Source organism: Pontibacter sp. LHS1 (assembly GCF_058932855.1).
Map to the genome: position 1 here is coordinate 829,274 of NZ_JBZYWF010000001.1, position 20,870 is coordinate 850,143.

A 20,870-nucleotide genomic window follows, 5' to 3' on the forward strand; every position below is an offset into this window, starting at 1 on the left:
AAGTCTAGCGAAGTTTCTTTAGGTAAACATTAGAAGGCTTGCTCTCATTTTTCAACCTGTCGATGGATGTCACCACATATTTGTAGGTCTTCCCGCGCTCAGCTGTCTCGTCATGAAAGCTTAGTTCGTAATCGTTGAATTGGATGCGTCGAATATTACGGGCATGTTCCAGGTTGATCGGCTCGTTTTCGTCGAAGCGGTATACCACAAAGCCATACACATCCTCTTCCTGATCCGGGTAATCCCATTTAATAATTGCCTTGCGAAGACGCGGGAAAACGAACAAGAACTTGTCTTCGCGCAGCGCCAGAGGCTGCTTTGGTTTGGCCATACCTAACCAGGGCATGATGGGCTGCAGGGCCGGATAGCGGTACAGGTCGTGCTGTAGGGAATCGCGGAAGCCCGCCAGGTTATTTGTAAGGGAGCGGGAGCTGAAGTATACACTGCCCTGCACCCTTGGATTCTCACGCAGGTAGCGCACCTGGTTTGGCAACTGCTGCCGGTCGCGCCAGCCCTCTCGGTCTTCCATGGCACGGTAGGCCCCCTGGCCTATGTACACATGCTTACCGTTGGCGTTGGCAGCCCACCAGTCCAGTAGCTTTTCGTAAGGTGCCGGGGTATAGCCAAACGGAAAGTATAATTGCGGATTGATGTAGTCGATCCAGCCTTCCTGCACCCACTTGCGGGCATCGGCATAAAGGGCGCTATACCCTGACAGGCCATTGCTTTCTGAACCCTCCGGGTCCTGTGACTTGTTTCGCCAGATACCAAAGGGGCTGATACCGAATTTCACATGCTTCTTCTCTTTCTTGATCGCTTCTGACAGGTCTTTGATCAGCTGGTCCACGTTATTGCGGCGCCAGTCTTCTATGTTCTTTATGCCTTGCTCGTGCAGCATGTAAGTGATCGAGTCCGGCAGTGCGGCTTTGCCTGGATATGGGTAGAAGTAGTCGTCGAAATGGATGCCGTCGATGTCGTAGTTGCGCACCACATCCATGATCACATCCACGAGGTAGTGGCGCACCTCAGGTATGCCGGGGTTAAAGTACTTTTTATCGCCGTAGGTAAAGAACCAGTCCGGCTGAATGCGGGAAATGTGCTCGCTGCTCACCAGCGAATCGACCAGGCTGGTGGAGGCACGGTATGGGTTGATCCAGGCATGCAGTTCCATGCCGCGCTTGTGGGCTTCTTCGATGGCGAACTCCAGCGGATCGTAAAATGGCTCGGGCAGCGTGCCTTGCTTGCCGGTCAGAAACATACTCCACTGCTCCCGGCCTTTGGCATAGAAAGCGTCGGCTGAGGGACGCACCTGCAGCATCACAGCATTGATACCTGTCTTTTGATGGGCATCGAAGATGTCGACCAGCTCCTGCATCTGCTGTTGGGAGTCTACGCCCTGCTTTGGTTTGGAAGGCCAGTCGATGTTTTGTACGGTAGCGATCCAGACACCTCTGAACTCGCGTTTGGGAGGGTTCTTTGTTCCCTGTGCAAAAAGGCTGACTGAACTGAGCAGCAGGACGGCTAAAAGTGTAAAGTTTCTAATCATTGTTCCTTTGGGTATAGGGTGGCTAAAAAAAAGCCCTCCAATAGGTTTAGTAAAGGAGGGGCTCTTTCATGTTGATAAAACTATTCGTAAGCTAATCTATCACTATTTGTACTAGGATGCAAGCCAGGTTTAAAACCGGCTTGCCATATGCAGAAGGGCAAGGCGGGAAATAACCCGGGGCCAGCGCTGCCCCGGGTTTACCACCTTATCTCTCTCTCCAGTAATCAATGTTGCTGGTTGCAGGCTTCTCGGCGTAAGTACCTCTGATCTGGGTCGAATATACACGCCCTAAACTTGCCAATGTTACTGAGTTTTGAATGAATGCTGGTGTAGTAGACGGATCGTACTCAGTGCCCGATGGATACACCTTGAAAGTATAAACACCTCTCTTCAATTCTACATATTGGCTATAACCCTTGAAATCGATATTCTTACCTATCTCAACTATTTCCATAGGTTCAGCAGGGTAGTTATCTGTTGCTGGAATTGCCGCACGCACGGCATAGGCGTCTACTGCAAAAGGGATGTTAGCCATGGTATTTACAAACCTCCACCAAATTTTGGTGTTGTCAGCTGGTGGCAGTACATCTTCAATCACGAAGGTGTCAAAGTTAGGCTTTGTACCAACTAAATAAGCAGAGTAGAACTTATTGTTAGCCAAGTCTACAGAAGTGCTAGCTAGAACATCTGCTGTTCCTTTTCCTGTCGTAACAGTATCGATTACACTCATGGAATATGAACCTGCAGGCAGTAAAGCATAAGCATTACTTGGGTATACAGAAGCGTAAGCATTTCCTAAAACCTGTCCTGCTGTAGTAGGCGCAACCCCAGTAACTTTATTGTTGTCCAAATAAAAGTTAGATCGAGGGGCATCCTGAGCGTGAAAGAAGAACTTAACATAAGTTCCCTCTCCTACCGGCTTCGCTACTTCAGGTATTTCATTTTTCTCACAGGCAGCTAGCATCAGGCTCGCTCCTATAAATAACATTGCTCTATTTAAAATCTTTCTCATAACGTTTCAATCTAATTATTGACGTTTGCTGAACCAAGTTTCATATGTATGGTAGTCCTCCTCAAAGCCACCCATTGCACGAAGCGCTTCTTGGTTCCACATATAATCTGAATTGTATCTCGGACGAGCTCTGTAGGCAGGCTTGCCCATATTCGCTACGTTCAGTGTGTTAGGCAATACAAAATCAGTATAAACTTCTTCGTCCTGGTTGTAGTGATATCTTCTCATATCAGACCATGTTTCCAAGAAGCCCCAACCCCAGGTTGCGATATACTTCTGCAACATAATCTTAGAAAGAGTAAGACCGGCAGATGTTGTTGGCATCATAACCTCACTGGCCAAATATGCTTCCTTACGCTCATCATAAACAGCAGGATCCGGAGCATAAGTACGGGCAAAATCGATATGTGCAATCACACCATTTCTATATGCTTGGAGGGCAATGTCCTTCTTACCAGCAATCCAGGCGGCTTCAGCCTTAATGAACTGCAGCTGCGAATAGGTCATCAGCGGAAATCTAGCTGCATTTGCGAAGAAATAGATCTGAGGACCCGTTGGCACAGTAGAAACTCCTGTAGCATTCCACAGGTTTTTAGGTATGCGCGGGTCGGTTGCATTAGGGAACTCAGACAAACCCAAAGTAGGAGTAATTCCTCTGTACTCTCCATCCGGAGAAGGAGCTAACATTGCTGTAATGCGCGGGTCCTTCAAGTGCTGGCCTTCAAATATTGGGTCTGCACCCTGCAAACCACTATCGGTCAACTCAGAGTTAGTACCATCCAATAATCCAACGATATATTTTGTCTGACGATTGGAAGCTATGTTGTTCCGAAGCGGACCAAAGAAGCTTGTGTTTGCACTAACAGTTCCTTCAAAGCGAATCAAAGCATTGTCGGCATTGCTGGCAAGTGCCTGATCTACATATTCAATAACCTTGTTTGGGTCATAAGAAGGCTTGTTTGTCAGGCGGTGTGCGTTGATAGCCAACATTCCATAGGCAAACCGCTTCCACTGCTCACGATTGCCTGCATAAATCAAATCACTCTTAGCTAAACCTGAGCTGGCAGCATCAAGTCCATCTGTACGCTCCAGGTTTTTGATACCTTCTTCCAACAGGCGCTTAATTTCAGGATACACAACATCCTGCTCATCATAGTTGAATACACGCTTGTCTGGGTCAAAAGCCTCTGTCATGATCACAGGACCATGGTAATCAGTTAGGTTTTGCCATCCGTAAGCGCGCATGACATGTCCAACTCCTACAAAATCGTACTTCTTGCTGCGCTCGCCACTCTCGATCATATCCGAAAGGTTATAACCCATGCTCCAATACACGGCTCTCCAGAGCTGTGCATAAGTATCTGATAGTGGGTTACCGTGCTGATCAACAGCATTGTTTGTTACAGTTGATGCCCAGTTCTGCACATACTGTCCTGCAAAACGACCATCCCACTGCACGGCTACCGCCATTTCAGACTGTATCTGCGGCAGGAACAGCTCCGGCTGCAGCAAAGCATCCGGACCGTTCGGGTTTGTATTTACGTCTAGGTAATCTTTACAGCCAGATGCCGAAAACACGCTGGCCGCTATAAGAGAAGCAAAAATTATCTTTCTCATTTTCATCTTAATTAAAATCCTGCTCTAATTCCAAAGTTAATTCCTCTTGGCAACGGGAAGTTACCATAGTCAAGGCCGGAACCACCGGCACCACCTACTGCAGCAGAGTTACCGTTTGCAACCGGATCCAGACCAGAGTAATTTGTGATCAGGAACAGGTCTGTACCAGTTACAAACACGTTCAGGTCTTCCATGAACTTAACGCGCTGCATAATGCTGGTCGGCATGCGGTAGTTCAGTGTCACGTCACGCATACGTACCCAGTTCACATCCTTTTCGACGAAATTCTGGTGCGGGTAAATAGAAGCCCAGTAATCAGAGTTTCTGTGAAGGTCTATCGGAATGTTGTTCTGCGTTGGGTTGGCAGTGTTTTCCAAACCATCTCTGAGAACACCTGTCACGATACGCGGCGTCTCACGATCTAAAGTGCGTTTACTCAAACCTGTTACTGTCAGGTAATGCTCTGTTGCATTGTACACGTCACCACCTTTGCGAATGTCAAGCAGGAAGTTCAACGACAGGTTCTTGTAAGTGAAGGTGTTTGTCAGACCAATATTGAAGTCTGGGTTACGATCACCTACAACTACCCACTCGCTCGTGTTCAATAACGGCAAACCAGTAGATGGATTGATCAATACATCACCGTTGTCGTTGCGCTGGTAGTCATAACCAGTAAAGGTTGTAAGCGGACCATCCAAACGGGAACCTACACGCACGTTGCCATACAGCCAGGTGTCAGAGTTGTAGAACTCCTGCACGTCGCCAGGCAGCTTCGTCAGCTTACTGTTGTTCTTCGTGTAGTTCAACAACACGTCCCATGTGAAGTTGCTGTTCTGTACCGGCGTACCGTTCAACTGAAGCTCTATACCTGAGTTCTCCATCTCACCGGCGTTGAAGGTCATCAGTACGAAACCAGTTGCATAGCTCAGGCGCAGGTTCTGCACGATCTGGTCAACTGATTTCTTCTTAAAGTACGTCGCGTCGATACCGAAGCGGTCGTTGAAGAACTTCAACTCTGTACCGAATTCGTAAGAAGTCGTCATCTCCGGACGCAGGTTCAGGCTTGGGCCTGTGAAGCCATAGCGGAAACCACCACCCGTAGTCTGAGCTGATTCATAGAATGGACGCAGGCTGTATGGTCTTGCATCTTTACCTACCTGAGCGATAGAACCTCGCAACTTACCAAAAGAAAGAACATTTTTAATACCCTGGAATGGCTCCAGCTCAGTGAACACAAAGCTCAAGGCAGCTGATGGGTAGAAGAAAGAGTTGTTCTGCACAGGGAGCGTAGAGCTCCAGTCATTACGACCAGTCAACGTCAGGTAGATGATGTCGTTGTAGCTTGCGTTGAAGCTACCCCAAGCACCTACCAAACGACGCTGCGTCAGGTTATTGTAAGCACGCTGTGTTGTGAGGGCTGTGTTGTTGATCGAGTACAGATCCGGAGCCATGAACTGCTCTCCGGTAGCGGCTGCACTGAAAGTGTTCCAGTCGTATACTGTGCTACCCAGTTTCAGGTCAGTACGCAGCTTGTCATTGAACAACGTAGGTGCTGTGAACTGAGCATAGTATTGGAATGTCAGGTTACGGTTTGTAACTACCGCTTGGTCAAATATACCACCGAAAGAACGTCCTGCATTCGATTCTGGGTGACGCACGATCGTGTTTTTCTCAGTGTAATAATCAACACCTGCCTGACCAACAAGTTTCATCCAATCTGTCACGTCAGCAGTTAAGCTGGCATTTAGCCTGTAACGGTCTGTCAGGGAGTTGAAGATGTTCTTGTTTACGTTGAAGTATGGGTTTTCAACAGCTGTTGCGAATGGAGCATAATCTCTTCTGCCTCCACTCGGAGTCAGGTAGTTGCTGGCGTCGTCAGTAGATGGCCAACGTAGCAACTGAAGCAATGGACCACCGGCACCTCTGAAAGCCTGGTCGTTATCAGAGCGAGTATAGTCGAAAGTTAAATCTGTTGACAGATATTTGCTCAGTTTCGCAGTGATAGCTGATGAAAGTGTAATACGCTCTAGTCCTGTATTCGGAATAAAGCCCTGTGCATCTGTGAAAGAACCGGAGATGCGGTACTGCGCAGCTTCGTTGCCGCCAGTGAAGGCCAGGTTGTGCTTCTGTGTGAAAGCGTCCTGAAAGAAGTTCTTCACGTTGTCATAGAACTGCACTTCAGATGCATAAGGCGCACCGAAAAATCCGATACTCTCACCTTGCTCAACTGTATAACCGTTTATACCTCTGTCATACTTCTGCTGGATCTCAGGGTAGCGCACGATACGGTCCATACGGAAGCTGTTGCTGTAGTTGATGCGGGCTTTGCCAGCCTGACCACGCTTGGTCGTAATTACGATCGCACCAGATGCAGCCTCAATACCATAAAGAGCGGCCGCTTCAGGGCCTTTCAGTACCGTGATGCTTTCGATATCCTCAGGGTTGATGTCGGCCGCACGGTTAGTAAAGTCAACACCTCTGTTCTCGAAAGAGCGTGAACCGGCTCCGATAGAAGAGGCGAACACACCTGTAGAAGTGGTGTTGTTGCTGATAGGCAAACCGTCTACTACGAACAACGGCTGGTTGCTACCGCTCAGGGAACTGATACCACGGATCACAATAGAAGAAGAAGAACCTGGCAGACCAGAAGAAGCGTTTACTTCCACACCCGCCACACGACCGGCAAGGCCGTTCACGAAGTTTTCGCGCTGTGTCTGGGCAATGGTAGCACCTTTAACCTCTGTTACGGCGTAACCAAGCGCTTTCTTTTCCTGCTTGATACCGAGAGCTGTTACTACTACTTCGCTGAGGCTTTCGGCATTCGCTTGCAGTGCAACGTTGATCACCGTGTTGGTACCCACAGGTCTCTCAGCAGGTTTCATACCGATAAAGCTGAAAACCAGCACATCGGAAGGTGCTACCGAAATGGAGAACTTGCCATCCGTGTCGGTATTGGTACCACGCGGCTGACCTTTAACGGCTACCGTCACACCAGGCAGCGGGGTATTGTCGGAGGCGGCAGTTACCGTGCCGGTTACAGTCGTGCTCTGGGCATTGGCTGTAAAGTGAAACAGGAGGAAACATATCCCCCATAGGTAACATTGTAATTTTTTCATCATAACTACGTGGCTATTGGTTAAGATTATTGTGGGTAGATTGATTGTAGGTTATAGGTAAAACATAGAATAAACTCTCTCCAACTCTCCGGCTAAGCATCACAGCAATTCATATCTGCAAAATACAATTTAGCCAGCTACATTAATGTTCCTGTATGTCAGTATATATTAAACTCACATTAAAGCTACTAAAAAAGGAATACAGCGCACAGGTTATTGCAATGATTTTAACTAAAAAAGAAAAAAGCAGCAACATCATGCTATACACAAAAACGCAAATTCATGCATATAAAATTAGATTTATTTAATATATATTTTAACAATAAATCTAAACATGCTGGTTGCGAAACAAAAACATGCTTAATTAGCTTTTAAACCAGCACCTCCACTGATACAGCTAGTCAGGCACCCAATGCAAACACGCAAATTTCGGCAAGTCTGCCACCAACAAAACATTCGCAACATGAAGCTACAAACTGTGTTATCAAGACTGATTTCAGCAACCTGTTAACTCATAACACATTACACATGTCTTCGATCAGGCCACCAGCATCACCAATAGCGTCCAGAAATTTTTCAATCCGGCACGCATCTAACATCACGGGTACAGCAGATACTTTTTGCGCATCTCCTTGTACTGGCTCAGCCCTGGCTCCCAGCTCCGCCGGATCTCCTCTTCCGAGACACCCGCTATGATCTGCTCTTTAAACTTTTTGGTCCCCGCGAGCTTATCAATGTTCCCGATCTGATTGCTCTGCGTGTAATCGAAGAAACGCTCTTTATCCGGATAAGCCTGGTAAAGCTCGATCATCCAACTCAGATTAATTCTGCCGGTCTCCCGGAAAGTGTTGACATCGTAATTGCGCAGGTCCAGCCCATAACAGACCTTGTCCTGGTGCAAAGGCGTCTCGGCCATCCCCTTTATACCTGTTGGGGTATAGCTAAAGGAGTACTTGTCCTTCATGACCGGATGCCCGAGCACTGTGAAAGGGAACATCGTACCGCGGCCGTGGTTGAAAATCGTGCCCTCAAAGAGGCAGGTAGATGGGTATAGCAGAATGGACTGCTGTGTGTTCAGATTGGGGGAAGGCCACACAGGTAAGGCATAGGGCATGTCGTGGTCGTAGTTTTTCACCTTCACGACATTGAGCTTGCACTGCACGCCATTTGCCAGCCACTTTTCACCGTTTATCATCTGAGCAAACTCGCCCACCGTCAGACCATGTGCAATAGGTATAGGGTGTATACCGATGCCTGACTTATTCTCGGGTTCCAGAATCGGGCCGTCCACCAGGAAGCCATTTGGATTGGGTCTGTCCAGCACCATCAGCTCTACTCCGTTTTCGGCGCAGGCCTCCATCACACGGTGCAACGTAATGGTATAGGTATAGAAACGGGTACCTACATCCTGTATATCGAAGATCATCAGGTCTACATCGGCCAAGTCTTCTTTCGTAGGTTTGTTGCGCTTACCGTACAGCGACACCACCGGTATACCTGTCTTCGGATCTACGCTGTCCTCCACCTTTACACCAGCACTGGCATCGCCTCTGAAGCCATGCTCTGGCCCGAACACTTTCACGATGTTCACCCCGAGCGCATGCAAACTGTCTACACTCAGCTTATCGCCTATAATAGAAGTAGGGTTCACCACCATCCCGACGCGCTTGCCCTTGAGGTAGGGCAGGTAGGCCTCGGTTTGGTCAGCACCCGTCACGATCGGAGCCTGTGTGGCTTCAGGAGCTGCTGCTGCAGCAGCGCTTTGCGCAACTGGCGTGGTCTCGCTCTGCTGTGGCGCTTTGCAGGATGTAGCCGCCAGCACTACGGCTAGTGCGCTGTTTACCAGCACTTTTACTTTAAAGGAAGTATACATAGTAGCTCAATTACTCTGGTAGTCTGGCCTGTTCTTAAGGCCTGGCGAGAAGCAAAATGCGCGGCTTTCTGCAAGCTCTTTCGCTATTCCTGCTTTTTCCTTCACTAATTAACTCATTTTTATTTCTATATACCAAATTTTATGCTGATTATTTTATTAAATCCGCAAAAACATGCATCAAAACCATCATGTGGTTAGCAAATTGATAATCCACAAAAGCAAAGGGCAGGTATAGCCTAGCTATACCTGCCCCCGCAAAATGCTTGTCTGGAATTAGTTTACCAGAAGATGATGTAAATAGCAGCCAGAGTCAACACGATGGCAAAGGAAGCTACATTGAAGATCATATCTGTTCGGAACAGCGACCTCTCGTACTGAATCGGATTGGCTGGCACGATGCCGCGTGACTTGTTCTCATAGAGTGAGTACACAATCATAAGCGTAGACAGCAGCAGGAACACCAGTCCCATCTGATCCAGGAAAGGCATGGTCGGGAACAGCTGATCTATGATGATACTGAAAGGCACCGAAGCGATGGCCGTGGCAAGCGCTGCATTGGAGGTTGCCTTTTTCCAGAACAGGCCAAATACGAACAGTACTACTATACCCGGGCTCACATAGCCGGTGTATTTCTGAATAAATTGGAAGATCTGCTCCTCCCCTCCCAGCAATGGCTCTGCGACCAGCACCGCTATGATAATAGCCGTCAAACTCACCAGTCGTCCGATCACTACCAGCTGCTTCTCGTTGGCATCTGGCTTGAGATGGGCTTTGTAGATATCCATGGTAAAGATTGTGGCCGTGGAGTTCATCATGGAGCTGAGCGAAGAAAGGGCTGCCGCCATCAGGGCAGCAAAGGCCAGCCCTTTCAGACCGGTCGGCACCAGGTTGCTTAGCAGCCATGGATAGGCCTCGTCGTAGCGGCTGATTTCGGCATTGAGTGCAAAGGCCGCTATACCTGGAATTACCACTACCAGCGGAATAAGCAGCTTCAGGAAGGCAGCGAACACCAGCCCCCACTGCACTTCTTTCAGGCTTTTGGCTGCCAGGGCACGCTGTACAATGTACTGGTTAAAGCCCCAGTAGCTGATGTTCGCAATCCACATACCACCAAACAGCACCGTCATACCCGGTAAGTCTTTATAGAAGGGGTTCTCCTCCGACAGGATCATATCAAACTTCTCCGGCGCCTGCTCAAACAGCATGGCCATGCCGCGCATCGGGCCTTCGCCCCCGCTCACAGCATCGAGTGCCAGGAAAGTCGTTACCAAGCCACCCATAATCAGGAACACCACCTGGATCACGTCGGTCCAGGCTACCGCTTTCAGACCACCATAGATGGAGTAGGAAACTGCCACCACAGCCAGCCCAATGATGGCCCACATCGTGCTCACGCCGAACACTACGCTCAGCGCCAGGGCCGACAGGTATAGCACCGTGGTCAGGTTCACGAAAATGTAAAGCATGATCCAGAAAATAGCCAGACTGGTGCGGATGCGGTCGTCGTAGCGTAGTTTCAGGAACTGGGGCATGGTGAAGATGCCTTCTTTGATGTAGATCGGGAGGAAAAACTTGGCTACAATGATAAGCGTAGCCGCCGCCATAAACTCGTAACTGGCTATACCTAAGCCAATGGCAAAACCGGAGCCGGACATACCAATGAACTGCTCGGCTGAGATGTTGGAGGCAATGAGCGAAGCCCCGATCGCCCACCAGGGCAGGGACTTACTGGCCAGAAAGTAGTCAGTTGAGTTTTTGATGTGGCCTTTCTTTTCGCGGGACACCCAAATGCCGACCGCTATAATGAGCACACAGTAGCCAATGAAAATGGCAAAATCCAGTGTAGAAAAGTTCATTGCATGGTGATTTAGAATAGCTAATATAGAATATTAGATTTAATAAATAGTACAGACAGAAGCAGTTATTTTTGACCGGCTCCCAGTGTCTGCCTTTCAGGCAGTATTCACGAGGCTCCGCAGCAGTTTGGCAGCAGCTTCCGAGGTGATGTCGCGCTGCGGATTTCCCATCATCTCGTAGCCTACCATGAACTTTTTGACAGTAGCAGAGCGCAACAGCGGCGGGTAAAAATGCATGTGAAAGTGCCAGCCCGGGTATACCTGTCCGTCAGTAGGACTTTGGTGGATGCCCGAAGAGTAAGGGAAAGACACGCCAAACACCCGGTCGTAGGTGGCCGTGAGCGATTGGATGATCTGACTGAAGCCGTCTTTTTCGGCTTCGTCCATCTGCCCGATGTGCTGAAAATGGCGCTTGCTGATGATAATGGTTTCGAAAGGCCAGACTGCCCAGAACGGCACCAGCGCCACAAAGTGCTCGTTCTGCACTACGATGCGTTCTCCTTGCTCCAGCTCCAGTTGCAGATAGCCGCTTAGAAGACTACGGCTATGCTGCTCAAAGTATTGGGTCTGTTGCACGGTTTCCTTGGCTGGCTCTACCGGCACTGTGCTCTGCGCCCAGATCTGTCCGTGTGGGTGCGGATTGCTGCAGCCCATGATACTGCCTTTGTTCTCAAAGATCTGCACATAGTTGATAAAGCCCAGACTGCCCAGCTCGGCGTACTCCTTTTGCCAGAGGTCCACCACCTTGCGGATGTCGGTTACTTCCATCTGGGCCAGGGTAAGGTCGTGGCGTGGTGAGAAACAGATAACGCGGCAGATGCCCCGCTCACGCTCAGCCCGGATCAGGTTGCCCACTACATAAGCACCTTCAGGCACATCGGCCTGCAAAGCTCCGAAGTCGTTGTCGAATACATAGGTAGAAGTATAAGCAGGATTCTGCTCGCCGTTGGCGCGGGTATTGGCAGGGCACAGGTAGCAGGTAGGGTCGTATTCGGGGCGGGTATCGCAAGCCTGCTCCTCCTGCTGCCCCTGCCACGGACGCTTGGACCTGTGCGGCGATACCAGCACCCACTCACCGGTGAGCGGATTATACCTGCGGTGTGGATGTTCTGCCAGATCAAAAGTAGCCATGGTGTTTGTGGTTTAAGGTTAGGGGCAGTTAATTATAAGTCACCCGTTTCTGCCAGACTGCTGCCGTCGACCAGCTCGGCTACGTAGGTTTTAAGCTGAATGCCGAACTGCAGTTTGTAGGCTGTTTCCATTTCAGCTATAAACTTGTCCAATCCATCGAGCTTCACGAGGTTGACAGTGCAGCCGCCGAAGCCGCCGCCCATCATGCGGGCACCCAGCACTTCATCCAGGCCATGGGCTTGGTCTACCAGAAAATCCAGCTCCGTGCAGCTTACTTCGTAGTCGTGCTGCAGGCCCCGGTGCGAAGCGTACATTTTTTCTCCAAAGGCATGCAGATCGCCTTGTTCCAGTGCCAGGCAGGCTTCTTCTACCCGCTTGTTTTCGTGCACCACAAAGGTACAGCGTCTGTACACCACCGGGCTGAATTCTTCCTGGTGCTGCTCCAGCATGGCCACTGTGACATCGCGCAGACTTTCAACCTCTGGGTAATGACGCTGCATGAGAGCCACACCTGCTTCACACTCCTGTCGACGGGTGTTATACTCCGAAGATGCCAGGCTGTGTTTTACCTGCGTATCACAGAGCACGATGCGGTAATCGGCCATATCCAGCGGGTAGTAGTCAAACTCCAGGGAGCGGCAGTCGAGCTTGACGGCATGCTGCTGACGGCCATACATGCTGGCAAACTGGTCCATGATGCCGCAGCGCACCCCGGCATAGGTATGCTCCGCCATCTGCGCCATCTTCACCAGCTCAAACTTAGGTATACCGTAGTCGAAGATGTGATTCAGGGCGAAAGCCAGCCCACACTCCACGGCTGCAGAAGACGAAAGTCCTGCCCCGATCGGGATGTTGCCACCATACACCAGGTCGAATCCTTTCACCTCATAGCCGGCTTGCTGCAGCTGCGCAATCACGCCGAGCAGGTAATTGGCCCAACTCAGCTCAGTTCGCTGCACCTGCCGCAGATCAAACTCCGCCTCCTGCTGCAGGTCGTAGGCGTATACCCGGAAGGTGTGACTCTGGTTAGGCGCCACGGCAAAATAAATCTCTTTGTTAATAGCGGCCGGCAGCACAAATCCCTCATTGTAGTCGGTATGCTCACCAATGAGGTTCACCCGGCCGGGTGAGCGGACAATAATTGGATCCCCACCGTAACGGGTTTGAAAGGCTTGTTTTATTTCGTTTAGCATCATTTCTTCTCTGTTTTCAAGGTATAGCTCTCCGCTTCCAAACCCTGGCTCTGCGCCTGCACTTTTATACTTCCTCCCTGCTTACCAGCTTTCACTAAGATAGTCGCTATACCTGCTTCGGCGGCTATGGTGGCTTCGCCTACTATTTCAGCATCGCCCTCCAGAGTGAAAGCCACCTGGTTCGTTGCATCTGACACGACCACACCATCGGCGTCGGTGATGCTGGCGTAGACGAACACCACATCGTTAGCGCCCGCTTGCAGGGGCTTGCCACTGTAGTCGGCGTGGATCTGCAATTTGGCAGCCTTGCCGGCTGTTTGCCGGGTGTGCTCTGCCACTTTTTTGTTTCCAATGTAGCCAATTGCGGTGAGCTTGCCAGCTTCGTATTTGGGTACTTCAAATGTAAACGGCGGATGGGGCAGATGGGTGGTGTTGGCGTCCTGGTCGGGCTGCTGACGGGCGATGGTTTTGCCGTTGAGTTGCAGCTCCACTTCCTCGCAATTGCTGAATATCCGCACAGTTTTCAGGTCAGGATCGGTCCAGTAATTGGCGATGAACACCATCGGCTTGTGGAAGACAGCTTCTTTGCTAAGATCAGGTCCGGCCTGGCTTTGGTAGAAGTAGTACGCGAACTTGGGCAGGCGCACGATGTCCATGATGCCGGAGGATTCGATATCGTCGGCATAGCCGCGCTTGTAGTCGAACATCAGCCAGTTAGCGTCGCCCACGGCCGGGCCCTGCAGGTTGCTGTTGTGTGCCTCCTGGTAGTTGAGGGCCTGCTGCAACAGTCGCTTTTGCCCAAAGCCGCGCAACTGCCGGGAGGTGCGCTCCTCTTCTTTCAGATTCTTAAACTCTTTTTGATTGAAACCGGCGTTCTGGGCGTAGTACTCCCAGTCGCCGTATTCGGCAATGAAGATAGGCTTGTCCTTCGCGTACTTGTTCCAGTAGTCGGGTGCTTTGCCGTGCTGGCGGGCAGGTATAAATACATCATATACTTCGTCGAGCCAGCCGCAGGTATAGACCTCCTCAAAAGGCAATTCCTCGTGCACCGCATCGTGTGCCCGCTGCATAAACTCCTTCGTCATACCTGACTCGTTGAGCGAAGCTTCCCAGAGCACCACCGAGGTATGGTTACGGTCGCGGCGCACCATGTCGCGCACATCCTGTATGGCATTGTCCTGAAATTCCTTGTTCCCGAAAAACTGCCAGCCAGGTATAGCATCCATCACGAGCAGGCCCAGTTCGTCGCAGGCCCGCATAAAAGCCGGCGACTGCGGGTAGTGCGACAGGCGCACAAAGTTAAAACCAGCTTCTTTTATCTTGTAGGCATCACGGTAATTCGCATTATCAGAGAGGGCATAGCCAAGCCAAGGATATTCCTGGTGCCGGTTGGTGCCGCGCAGGTATAGCTTTTCGCCGTTCAGGTAAAAACCCTCTTTGGCAAACCGGAAAGTCCGGATGCCGGTTTTAAGCTGCGTTTGTTCCAATACTTTTCCGTCCTGCTGCAGCTCCACCGTCAAGGTATAGAGGTAGGGATTGTCGGGTGACCAGAGCTGCGGATTTTGGATGCTGATCTGCTGCCGGAAAGTGCCGTACTGCCCTGCTGCTACCTCTGCAGCATTCCCAATCGCTTTACCAACAGTGTTGCCATTGGCATCCGTGAGCTGCAGTCTGATCAGGGCGCTGCGGCTCTCTGCATAGTCGTTTTTTACCTCGGTCTGCACGTGCAGGGTGGCCTGACCGGTGCTCACGTTTTTGTAATGCAGCAACACACCGCCGCCTGCCACGCGGTTAGCTGCCACAGCGTCCGATATGTGCAGTTTGTCTTTCGTTACCAGGTATACGTTACGGTTAAGCCCGCTGTAGTAGTTGAAGTCGAGGTCGGCCAGCGGCTTACCGGGCGGGAAATCCGAATTGTCTTCGTTGTTGACACGTACCAGCAGGATGTTCTCCTCCCCGAATCGCACATGCTCACTGATATCGACATAGAAAGGCAGGTAACCGCCCAGGTGGCGCTGCAAATGCTTGCCGTTCAGGTATACATCGGCCACCTGCATGGCTGCCTCAAAATGCAGGGCAACATGCCGGCCTTTGTCGCTGTCGGGCAGGCGGAAAATCTTGCGGTATAGCGCCGTCCCCTGCCACTGCTGTTCAGTTTTGTGGATAGGCTCAATGCGTGCCGTATGCGGCAACGTCACACGCTCCCAACTGGTTTGCCCGGAAGCAAATTCCGGTAGCCTTTTCACGAAATTGCTGGTGTCGAGATCCCGCACAAAGTCCCAGTTGTCGTTGAACAGCTGATTGGTTTCTATACTCGAAGCAGTTGCATCAGGTATAGCCTGTTTTGAGGGTGAAGAGCAGCCTACTACCAGCCAGCCCAGGACCAGGGGCAACAGGTATAGCAGATGTCTGAGCTTGAGCATAGGGGAACTTTTAGATTGATCGGCGAACCAGTGTGCCGGTACCGCACATCAGCTTTACAGGCCTGACTTCAAACGTAAAAAACTTTCAGGTGTTTAGCATGGCTGATGATAATAAGCTCCTAAAGATACAAACTCTGAGGATACACTTCATCAGGATGCGGACTTACACCGCACATCTTAACACCTGGTATAGTACAATCATGTATGCTATTTTTCCCTATCAGTATTCAGAACAAGGCAGCGTAAAATTTTAGGACAGAGCCTGCTTTGATAAACGCAGAAGTCTTTGTTAACTTAGAGGCTTCTAAAAGAGCATGTTCAAACTTCTTCTTACATATAGCACCCACTTTGCAGCGGAGGCCACCATTCGCTACCTCAGGACGCGCTGCGCTGCTATGCGGCTTTAGTACCATTCTGAAGCCTTGCTCCTGCCCGCTCTCAAGGGCCGAATAAAAGTTTAAACATTCTCTACGCACCTTATTGCACAATTCACCTTATATGAAAAAGAGTCTACTTCTTTTTTCTCTACTGATACTACTTGTCAGCCAAGCAATTGCCCAGGACGCACCCTCCGGCAAATCTTCCAGGTCATCGGCTATTAAGCTACAGTTCCCGACTGAGCCCGGCTGGAACGTGCTTAAAGAAGGACAAAAGCTCGAATTTGATGTGCAGGCCAGCGGTGGCACGGGCACCGATTTCAGGTATAGCATCAAGCAAGGCAAGGTAGACGGCATGATCTTCGACTCAACCGGCTATTTCTCCTGGACGCCCAGCTACGATTTTGTGGACCGCCTGAGCGGAGGCCGTGTGTTGCAGGTGATCTTTGAAGCCCGCAACGAGAAAGACGAAAGTACCAGCCAGGTCGTGGATTTTAAGGTGGAGCACGTGAACCGCCCGCCCGTGGTGGGCGAACTGAAACCACTCTATGTGCGCTACAATACCCAGAATACTTATACCATTGAGTCAGCGGCAGTGCAGGATGAGGACGAGGACCCGATTGTGTTTGTGGCCATTGCAGATGGCATGCCCGAGGGAGCTAAACTGTCGGCGCAAGGAGAGTTTACCTGGAAACCTTCGCTCACGCAGTTCAACCGCCTGCGCAACAACCCGATCAAAGTAGAATTCTATGTGGAGGATCAGCCAGCCAAGGCCCGTACCCGTGGTTCTTTCAAAGTGGAGGTAACGCAGCAGGACCTGCCCCCTACCCTACAAATGATCCCGTCGCAAAAGCGCTTTGTGTATAAGGAAGATGCCACCCTGAACATCAAGTTCCAGATTTATGATCCGAACGGGGAGGCCGATATTGCTTCTTTCAGCTTTATTTCAACTGACCCTAAGGTTCCGGCTACTGCCCTCGTGAAGAACACGCCCTCGCAGTACGAGTTCATCTGGCGCCCGGGCTACGACTTCGTGCGCGATCCGCTCGACTCTGTTGCTTTTGAGATGACCTTTTTTGTGCTGGACAAATCCAATAAGCGCGACGAGCGCACCGTGTCGATCACCATCATCAATGCCGTAAACGAGGGTGAAAAAGATCAGAAGCTATACAACGAATATCGTGCTGCCCTGGTGCGTGCCTGGGACCTGATGGAGCAGCTCAAAGAGACTGAAAAAGACCTGAAGAAGAAGTATAACCGCGCCCGCAAAGGTAAGAAAGGGCGCTCCCTGGCTAACGCCTCCATGGGTGCTGTAACTGGTGTGGCCCCTGTCATCATAGACGAACCGGCCACCAGCAAAAAGATCACCACCATCGGCGGCACGACTGTCATGACCATCGGTACGCTGGAAGCGACGGAGGTGATCGGCCGCTCCACCAAAGACCTGGTAGAGCGCCTGAATTACATCATCGAGAAGCGCAACGAATTGCAGACCAAAGGCGATGTCTTCGCCCGTAAGTATGCCCTCAAGTCATCCCGCCGCAGGCCGGATTTTCTCAAAGATGTGGATGATTTTGTCGCGGTGATGAATCTGAAAGGCATGGTCGCCCTGGAGTTGGACGCCGGCTGGAAGAACAAGAGCAAAGCCAGTGATGAGAACATCGCTAAGACGTTTAAGGACTTTGGTTACGAGAGTCAGAATTAATACACCTTATAAAACGAGAGAGCCGGAAGCTGACGCCTCCGGCTCTCTCGTTTACAGCTAAACAATTAAACTATCCTTTAGAAGCCAGTATCTTTCTGGCTAGCTCCAGCTCTTCCTGCAAGATGGTGTGTGGTCGGCCCGGGTATACCTTGCGGGTTACTTTCGCGCCCATCCCTTCCATTTGCTTCACGGTTTCATCTACTCTGCTTACCGGCACATGCGGATCCGGGTCTCCTGTAGAAATGAACACCGGTGTACCTTCGAAATCCCCTTTGTAGTTACGCGTGTTCAATTCCTGACCGATGAGCCCGCCCGTGAAGATCAGCAGACCACCGAAGCGCTGTGCGTGCCGGGTTGCGTACTCCGCCGTAAGGCAGGCGCCCTGCGAGAAGCCGAGCAGGTAAATGTCTTTACTGGCTATACCTTGCGCCTTTATACTCTGCACGGTTTCGTTGATCAGTTCCAGGGCCGAGTCCAATGCAGGCTGGTTCTGATCGGCCGGCGCCATGAAGCTGTAAGGATACCAGGTGTTGTTGGTAGCCTGCGGTGCGAACAACGTGAAATCATCAGCTCCCAGCTCCTGTGCCAGCGGCAGTATACTTGCCGCTGTGGCCCCTCTCCCATGGATCAGGATCAGCGCCTTGCCCGTTTCCGTCAAGGGTTTGCCTTGCGTACGTACTTGCTTTTCATGTGTGTACATGCTATACCTTTCGTTCAGTTTTAAATGTTAGCCTTAGTCCAGACTAGGCAGAACAGCTTCAATTTTGGCTCTGTGCGGTTCGTACTGCGGCGGCAGCAAGAGTTTCTGGCCCAGTTCCTCCACCGGCTCGTCTATCGCAAAACCTGGGTTGTCGGTCGCGATCTCGAATAGCACGCCGCCCGGTTCACGGAAGTAGAGCGAGTAGAAGTAGTTGCGGTCTATTTTCTCAGTAATATTGAAGCCTTTGCCGGCCACTTTTTCACGGAATCGCATCAGCACCTCCTCGTCTTTCACCCGGAAAGCGATGTGATGGTTCGTACCCGCACCGCCTTCGCCACGCCCGATATTCGGATTTTCCACAATGTCGATGATGCTGGCGCCTTCTACCGCGTCGGTGCTATACCTGTAGCTGCTACCAGTCTGTTCCTGCAAGGTATAGCCAAAGATATCGGTGAGGATCGCTGCCGTCTTTTCGGCCTTATCCAATGTCAGCGTCACGCTGTGGAAACCTTTGGTTGCTACTTCGGCATTCACCTCGTCGGTTTCCCAGGGCTTGCGGTTGTCAGTATTCTTCGGAATTACCAGTTCCAGCAACAGTCCGTCCGGGTCCTGAAAAGGCAGGTACTGCTCCCCGAATTTCTCAGATGGGCGACCATAGCTGACCCCGTGTTCCTCAAAGCGTTTCATCCAGAAATCAAAGCTGCCTTCGGGCACGGCGTAGCCAATGTGCGTGGCCATACCTGTACCAGCCTTGCCACGACGGGCACCTGCATAAGGGAAGAAGGTCAGGATGGTTCCCGGACTGCCCGCCTCATTGCCATAATAGAGGTGATAGGTGCCGGGGTCGTCGAAGTTAACCGTCTTTTTGAGCAGCCTCAGCCCCAGCACTTTGGTATAAAAGTCCAGGTTGCTTTTTGCTGAATCAGCAATGGCTGTGATATGGTGAAGTCCTAAGATTCTGTCTTCCATGATAATAAAATTTAGCTGTTAAAAGGTATACGCGAAGCCAGTGGTATTTGTCTTTTCAGAACACTCGTGATGCGAGAACCGATTGAGTTTACGAAGCTGTAAGAAACCTAAGGCTTATTTGCCTGGCAGATCTCTTTGAACTACGCTTGTCACACTCAGCTCTTGTCACGGGTGTGTTCTGATTGACAAAAAACTTAAGCCTGCTTTACCAACTGCACTTCAGCCTGCAGCTTGATCTCGTCGCTCACGACTACGCTACCGGCTTCAGTTACAGCGTTCCAGGTCAGGCCGAACTCTTTGCGGCTGATCTTACCTGTCACGGTAAAGCCTGCCTTGTGCTGGCCGTATGGGTCTACTACCGTACCGCCAAACTCTACATCCACTGTCACAGGCTTCGTCGTGTTGCGGATGGTCAGGTCACCGTGCAATTTGTAGTCGTTTCCGCCCACGTTCTCGTAGCGTGTACCTACAAAGCGTACTTCGCCATGATTATCCGCATCAAAGAAATCAGCTGACTTCAGGTGCGTGTCACGCTGCTCATTGTTGGTGCTGATCGAGTTCACATCGGCAGTGAACACAATGTTGCTGGCACCGTTAAAGTTCTCGTCTTCGCTCTCGGCCTCCACCGTGAATTTTTCAAAATAACCTGTCACAGTCGTGATCATCAGGTGCTTTACTTTAAACTGTACTTCGCTGTGCATTGGGTCTGCTGACCATCTTACGTTTGCCATAATCTTATCTTATTATTTAGGTTAAAATGTTTTTCTGCTACAAATCTACAATAAATGTATAGACTTTAAATGTATATACATCAGTTATTTTAAAAAGGTTTCCTCTCTGTGAAGTTCGGGTTTTGTAAGACGTTCAATTTAGTACTTGTGAGCAGTATATATATGCTGCAGGAGCAATCGGGAAATAGCGCATTTAGAGAGCAAATAAGGGTAACTCGAAATAATTGATGTCTGCATAAGTGATACAGATTTCTCCCGAGTAGAGGCCCCTACCCACTACTGTTCGAAACCTGTCAACCAGCCTCTACCAAGTCCATAAAGCCTGTTTGAGTAAACTAGGACTGTCCCCTTGAGGACAAGTGAGAACGGGAGTTCGAAACTTGCGAGCGCAGCTCAACAGGGGTGTCCAGTTGAGCAGCTTCCCCCGATATAGCACCTACATGGCACAGGCCAGGTCATCTACACCCCTACGGTCCCCTCAAGGGGCACTTTCTTCTACTGTAAAATCAGCTTTGCTCGTGCAGGAACGCTTAGTCAGCAGGTTCCGAACAGTAGTGGCCCCTACCCCAGGTCGAAATGACATAAAGATGCCTGCGCAGTGGCTTTAGCTTCCTGCTCCTG

Annotated in this window: 13 protein-coding genes; 1 reads left to right on the top strand and 12 read right to left on the bottom strand. The window is 50.5% G+C overall.

Annotation, left to right across the window (positions count from 1 at the left end):
* Nucleotides 1-4 precede the first annotated feature (4 nt).
* From AC5FXQ_RS03605 to AC5FXQ_RS03645, 9 genes are all read right to left on the bottom strand, one after another.
* A complete protein-coding gene (locus tag AC5FXQ_RS03605; RefSeq protein WP_493601120.1) occupies nt 5-1,546 on the bottom strand; it encodes a glycoside hydrolase family 10-like protein in 1,542 nt (513 codons plus the stop codon).
* A gap of 205 nt (nt 1,547-1,751) precedes the next feature.
* Nucleotides 1,752-2,558: a DUF4397 domain-containing protein gene (locus tag AC5FXQ_RS03610; protein ID WP_493601121.1), complete on the bottom strand. Its 807-nt coding sequence runs from the start codon at nt 2,556-2,558 to the stop codon at nt 1,752-1,754.
* Nucleotides 2,559-2,573: 15 nt separating this feature from the next.
* Nucleotides 2,574-4,181 carry a SusD/RagB family nutrient-binding outer membrane lipoprotein gene (locus tag AC5FXQ_RS03615; protein ID WP_493601122.1) on the bottom strand — a complete coding sequence of 536 codons (1,608 nt, stop codon included), beginning with the start codon at nt 4,179-4,181 and terminating at the stop codon, nt 2,574-2,576.
* A gap of 5 nt (nt 4,182-4,186) precedes the next feature.
* Nucleotides 4,187-7,294, bottom strand: a complete 3,108-nt coding sequence (locus AC5FXQ_RS03620) for a SusC/RagA family TonB-linked outer membrane protein (RefSeq protein ID WP_493601123.1) — start codon at nt 7,292-7,294, stop codon at nt 4,187-4,189.
* A 595-nt stretch (nt 7,295-7,889) separates the two neighbouring features.
* On the bottom strand, nt 7,890-9,164 hold the full coding sequence (locus AC5FXQ_RS03625) for an exo-beta-N-acetylmuramidase NamZ family protein (protein ID WP_493601124.1): 1,275 nt from the start codon (nt 9,162-9,164) through the stop codon (nt 7,890-7,892).
* A gap of 278 nt (nt 9,165-9,442) precedes the next feature.
* Nucleotides 9,443-11,020 (bottom strand): sodium/sugar symporter, encoded by a 1,578-nt coding sequence (locus AC5FXQ_RS03630; RefSeq protein ID WP_493601125.1) that lies wholly within the window; start codon nt 11,018-11,020, stop codon nt 9,443-9,445.
* A gap of 96 nt (nt 11,021-11,116) precedes the next feature.
* Entirely contained in the window at nt 11,117-12,151 is a 1,035-nt protein-coding gene (locus AC5FXQ_RS03635) for a UDP-glucose--hexose-1-phosphate uridylyltransferase (RefSeq protein WP_493601126.1), read from the bottom strand.
* 32 nt (nt 12,152-12,183) lie between these two features.
* Nucleotides 12,184-13,347, bottom strand: a complete 1,164-nt coding sequence (locus tag AC5FXQ_RS03640; protein WP_493601127.1) for a galactokinase — start codon at nt 13,345-13,347, stop codon at nt 12,184-12,186.
* Nucleotides 13,344-15,767 carry a glycoside hydrolase family 2 protein gene (locus tag AC5FXQ_RS03645; RefSeq protein WP_493601128.1) on the bottom strand — a complete coding sequence of 808 codons (2,424 nt, stop codon included), beginning with the start codon at nt 15,765-15,767 and terminating at the stop codon, nt 13,344-13,346. The genes AC5FXQ_RS03640 and AC5FXQ_RS03645 overlap by 4 nt, the downstream gene beginning before the upstream one ends.
* A gap of 498 nt (nt 15,768-16,265) precedes the next feature.
* On the opposite strand from AC5FXQ_RS03645, the gene AC5FXQ_RS03650 reads away from it, so the two are divergent.
* Complete coding sequence (locus tag AC5FXQ_RS03650; RefSeq protein WP_493601129.1) at nt 16,266-17,849, top strand: hypothetical protein; 1,584 nt, start codon at nt 16,266-16,268, stop codon at nt 17,847-17,849.
* Nucleotides 17,850-17,919: 70 nt separating this feature from the next.
* On the opposite strand, the gene AC5FXQ_RS03655 is transcribed toward AC5FXQ_RS03650, so the two are convergent.
* From AC5FXQ_RS03655 to AC5FXQ_RS03665, 3 genes are all read right to left on the bottom strand, one after another.
* Nucleotides 17,920-18,549, bottom strand: a complete 630-nt coding sequence (locus AC5FXQ_RS03655; protein WP_493601130.1) for an alpha/beta hydrolase — start codon at nt 18,547-18,549, stop codon at nt 17,920-17,922.
* A 33-nt stretch (nt 18,550-18,582) separates the two neighbouring features.
* Nucleotides 18,583-19,518 carry a ring-cleaving dioxygenase gene (locus AC5FXQ_RS03660; protein WP_493601131.1) on the bottom strand — a complete coding sequence of 312 codons (936 nt, stop codon included), beginning with the start codon at nt 19,516-19,518 and terminating at the stop codon, nt 18,583-18,585.
* 194 nt (nt 19,519-19,712) lie between these two features.
* Nucleotides 19,713-20,249 carry a YceI family protein gene (locus AC5FXQ_RS03665; protein WP_493601132.1) on the bottom strand — a complete coding sequence of 179 codons (537 nt, stop codon included), beginning with the start codon at nt 20,247-20,249 and terminating at the stop codon, nt 19,713-19,715.
* Nucleotides 20,250-20,870: the final 621 nt, after the last annotated feature.

Bases quoted from the DNA above. Each gene is read 5' to 3' on its own strand.
- AC5FXQ_RS03610 (WP_493601121.1), bottom strand. From the start codon at position 2,558: ATGAGAAAGATTTTAAATAGAGCAATGTTATTTATAGGAGCGAGCCTG.
- AC5FXQ_RS03645 (WP_493601128.1), bottom strand. From the start codon at position 15,767: ATGCTCAAGCTCAGACATCTGCTATACCTGTTGCCCCTGGTCCTGGGC.
- AC5FXQ_RS03665 (WP_493601132.1), bottom strand. From the start codon at position 20,249: ATGGCAAACGTAAGATGGTCAGCAGACCCAATGCACAGCGAAGTACAG.
- AC5FXQ_RS03625 (WP_493601124.1), bottom strand. From the start codon at position 9,164: ATGTATACTTCCTTTAAAGTAAAAGTGCTGGTAAACAGCGCACTAGCC.
- AC5FXQ_RS03615 (WP_493601122.1), bottom strand. From the start codon at position 4,181: ATGAAAATGAGAAAGATAATTTTTGCTTCTCTTATAGCGGCCAGCGTG.
- AC5FXQ_RS03650 (WP_493601129.1), top strand. From the start codon at position 16,266: ATGAAAAAGAGTCTACTTCTTTTTTCTCTACTGATACTACTTGTCAGC.
- AC5FXQ_RS03635 (WP_493601126.1), bottom strand. From the start codon at position 12,151: ATGGCTACTTTTGATCTGGCAGAACATCCACACCGCAGGTATAATCCG.
- AC5FXQ_RS03660 (WP_493601131.1), bottom strand. From the start codon at position 19,518: ATGGAAGACAGAATCTTAGGACTTCACCATATCACAGCCATTGCTGAT.
- AC5FXQ_RS03605 (WP_493601120.1), bottom strand. From the start codon at position 1,546: ATGATTAGAAACTTTACACTTTTAGCCGTCCTGCTGCTCAGTTCAGTC.
- AC5FXQ_RS03640 (WP_493601127.1), bottom strand. From the start codon at position 13,347: ATGATGCTAAACGAAATAAAACAAGCCTTTCAAACCCGTTACGGTGGG.
- AC5FXQ_RS03630 (WP_493601125.1), bottom strand. From the start codon at position 11,020: ATGAACTTTTCTACACTGGATTTTGCCATTTTCATTGGCTACTGTGTG.
- AC5FXQ_RS03620 (WP_493601123.1), bottom strand. From the start codon at position 7,294: ATGATGAAAAAATTACAATGTTACCTATGGGGGATATGTTTCCTCCTG.
- AC5FXQ_RS03655 (WP_493601130.1), bottom strand. From the start codon at position 18,549: ATGTACACACATGAAAAGCAAGTACGTACGCAAGGCAAACCCTTGACG.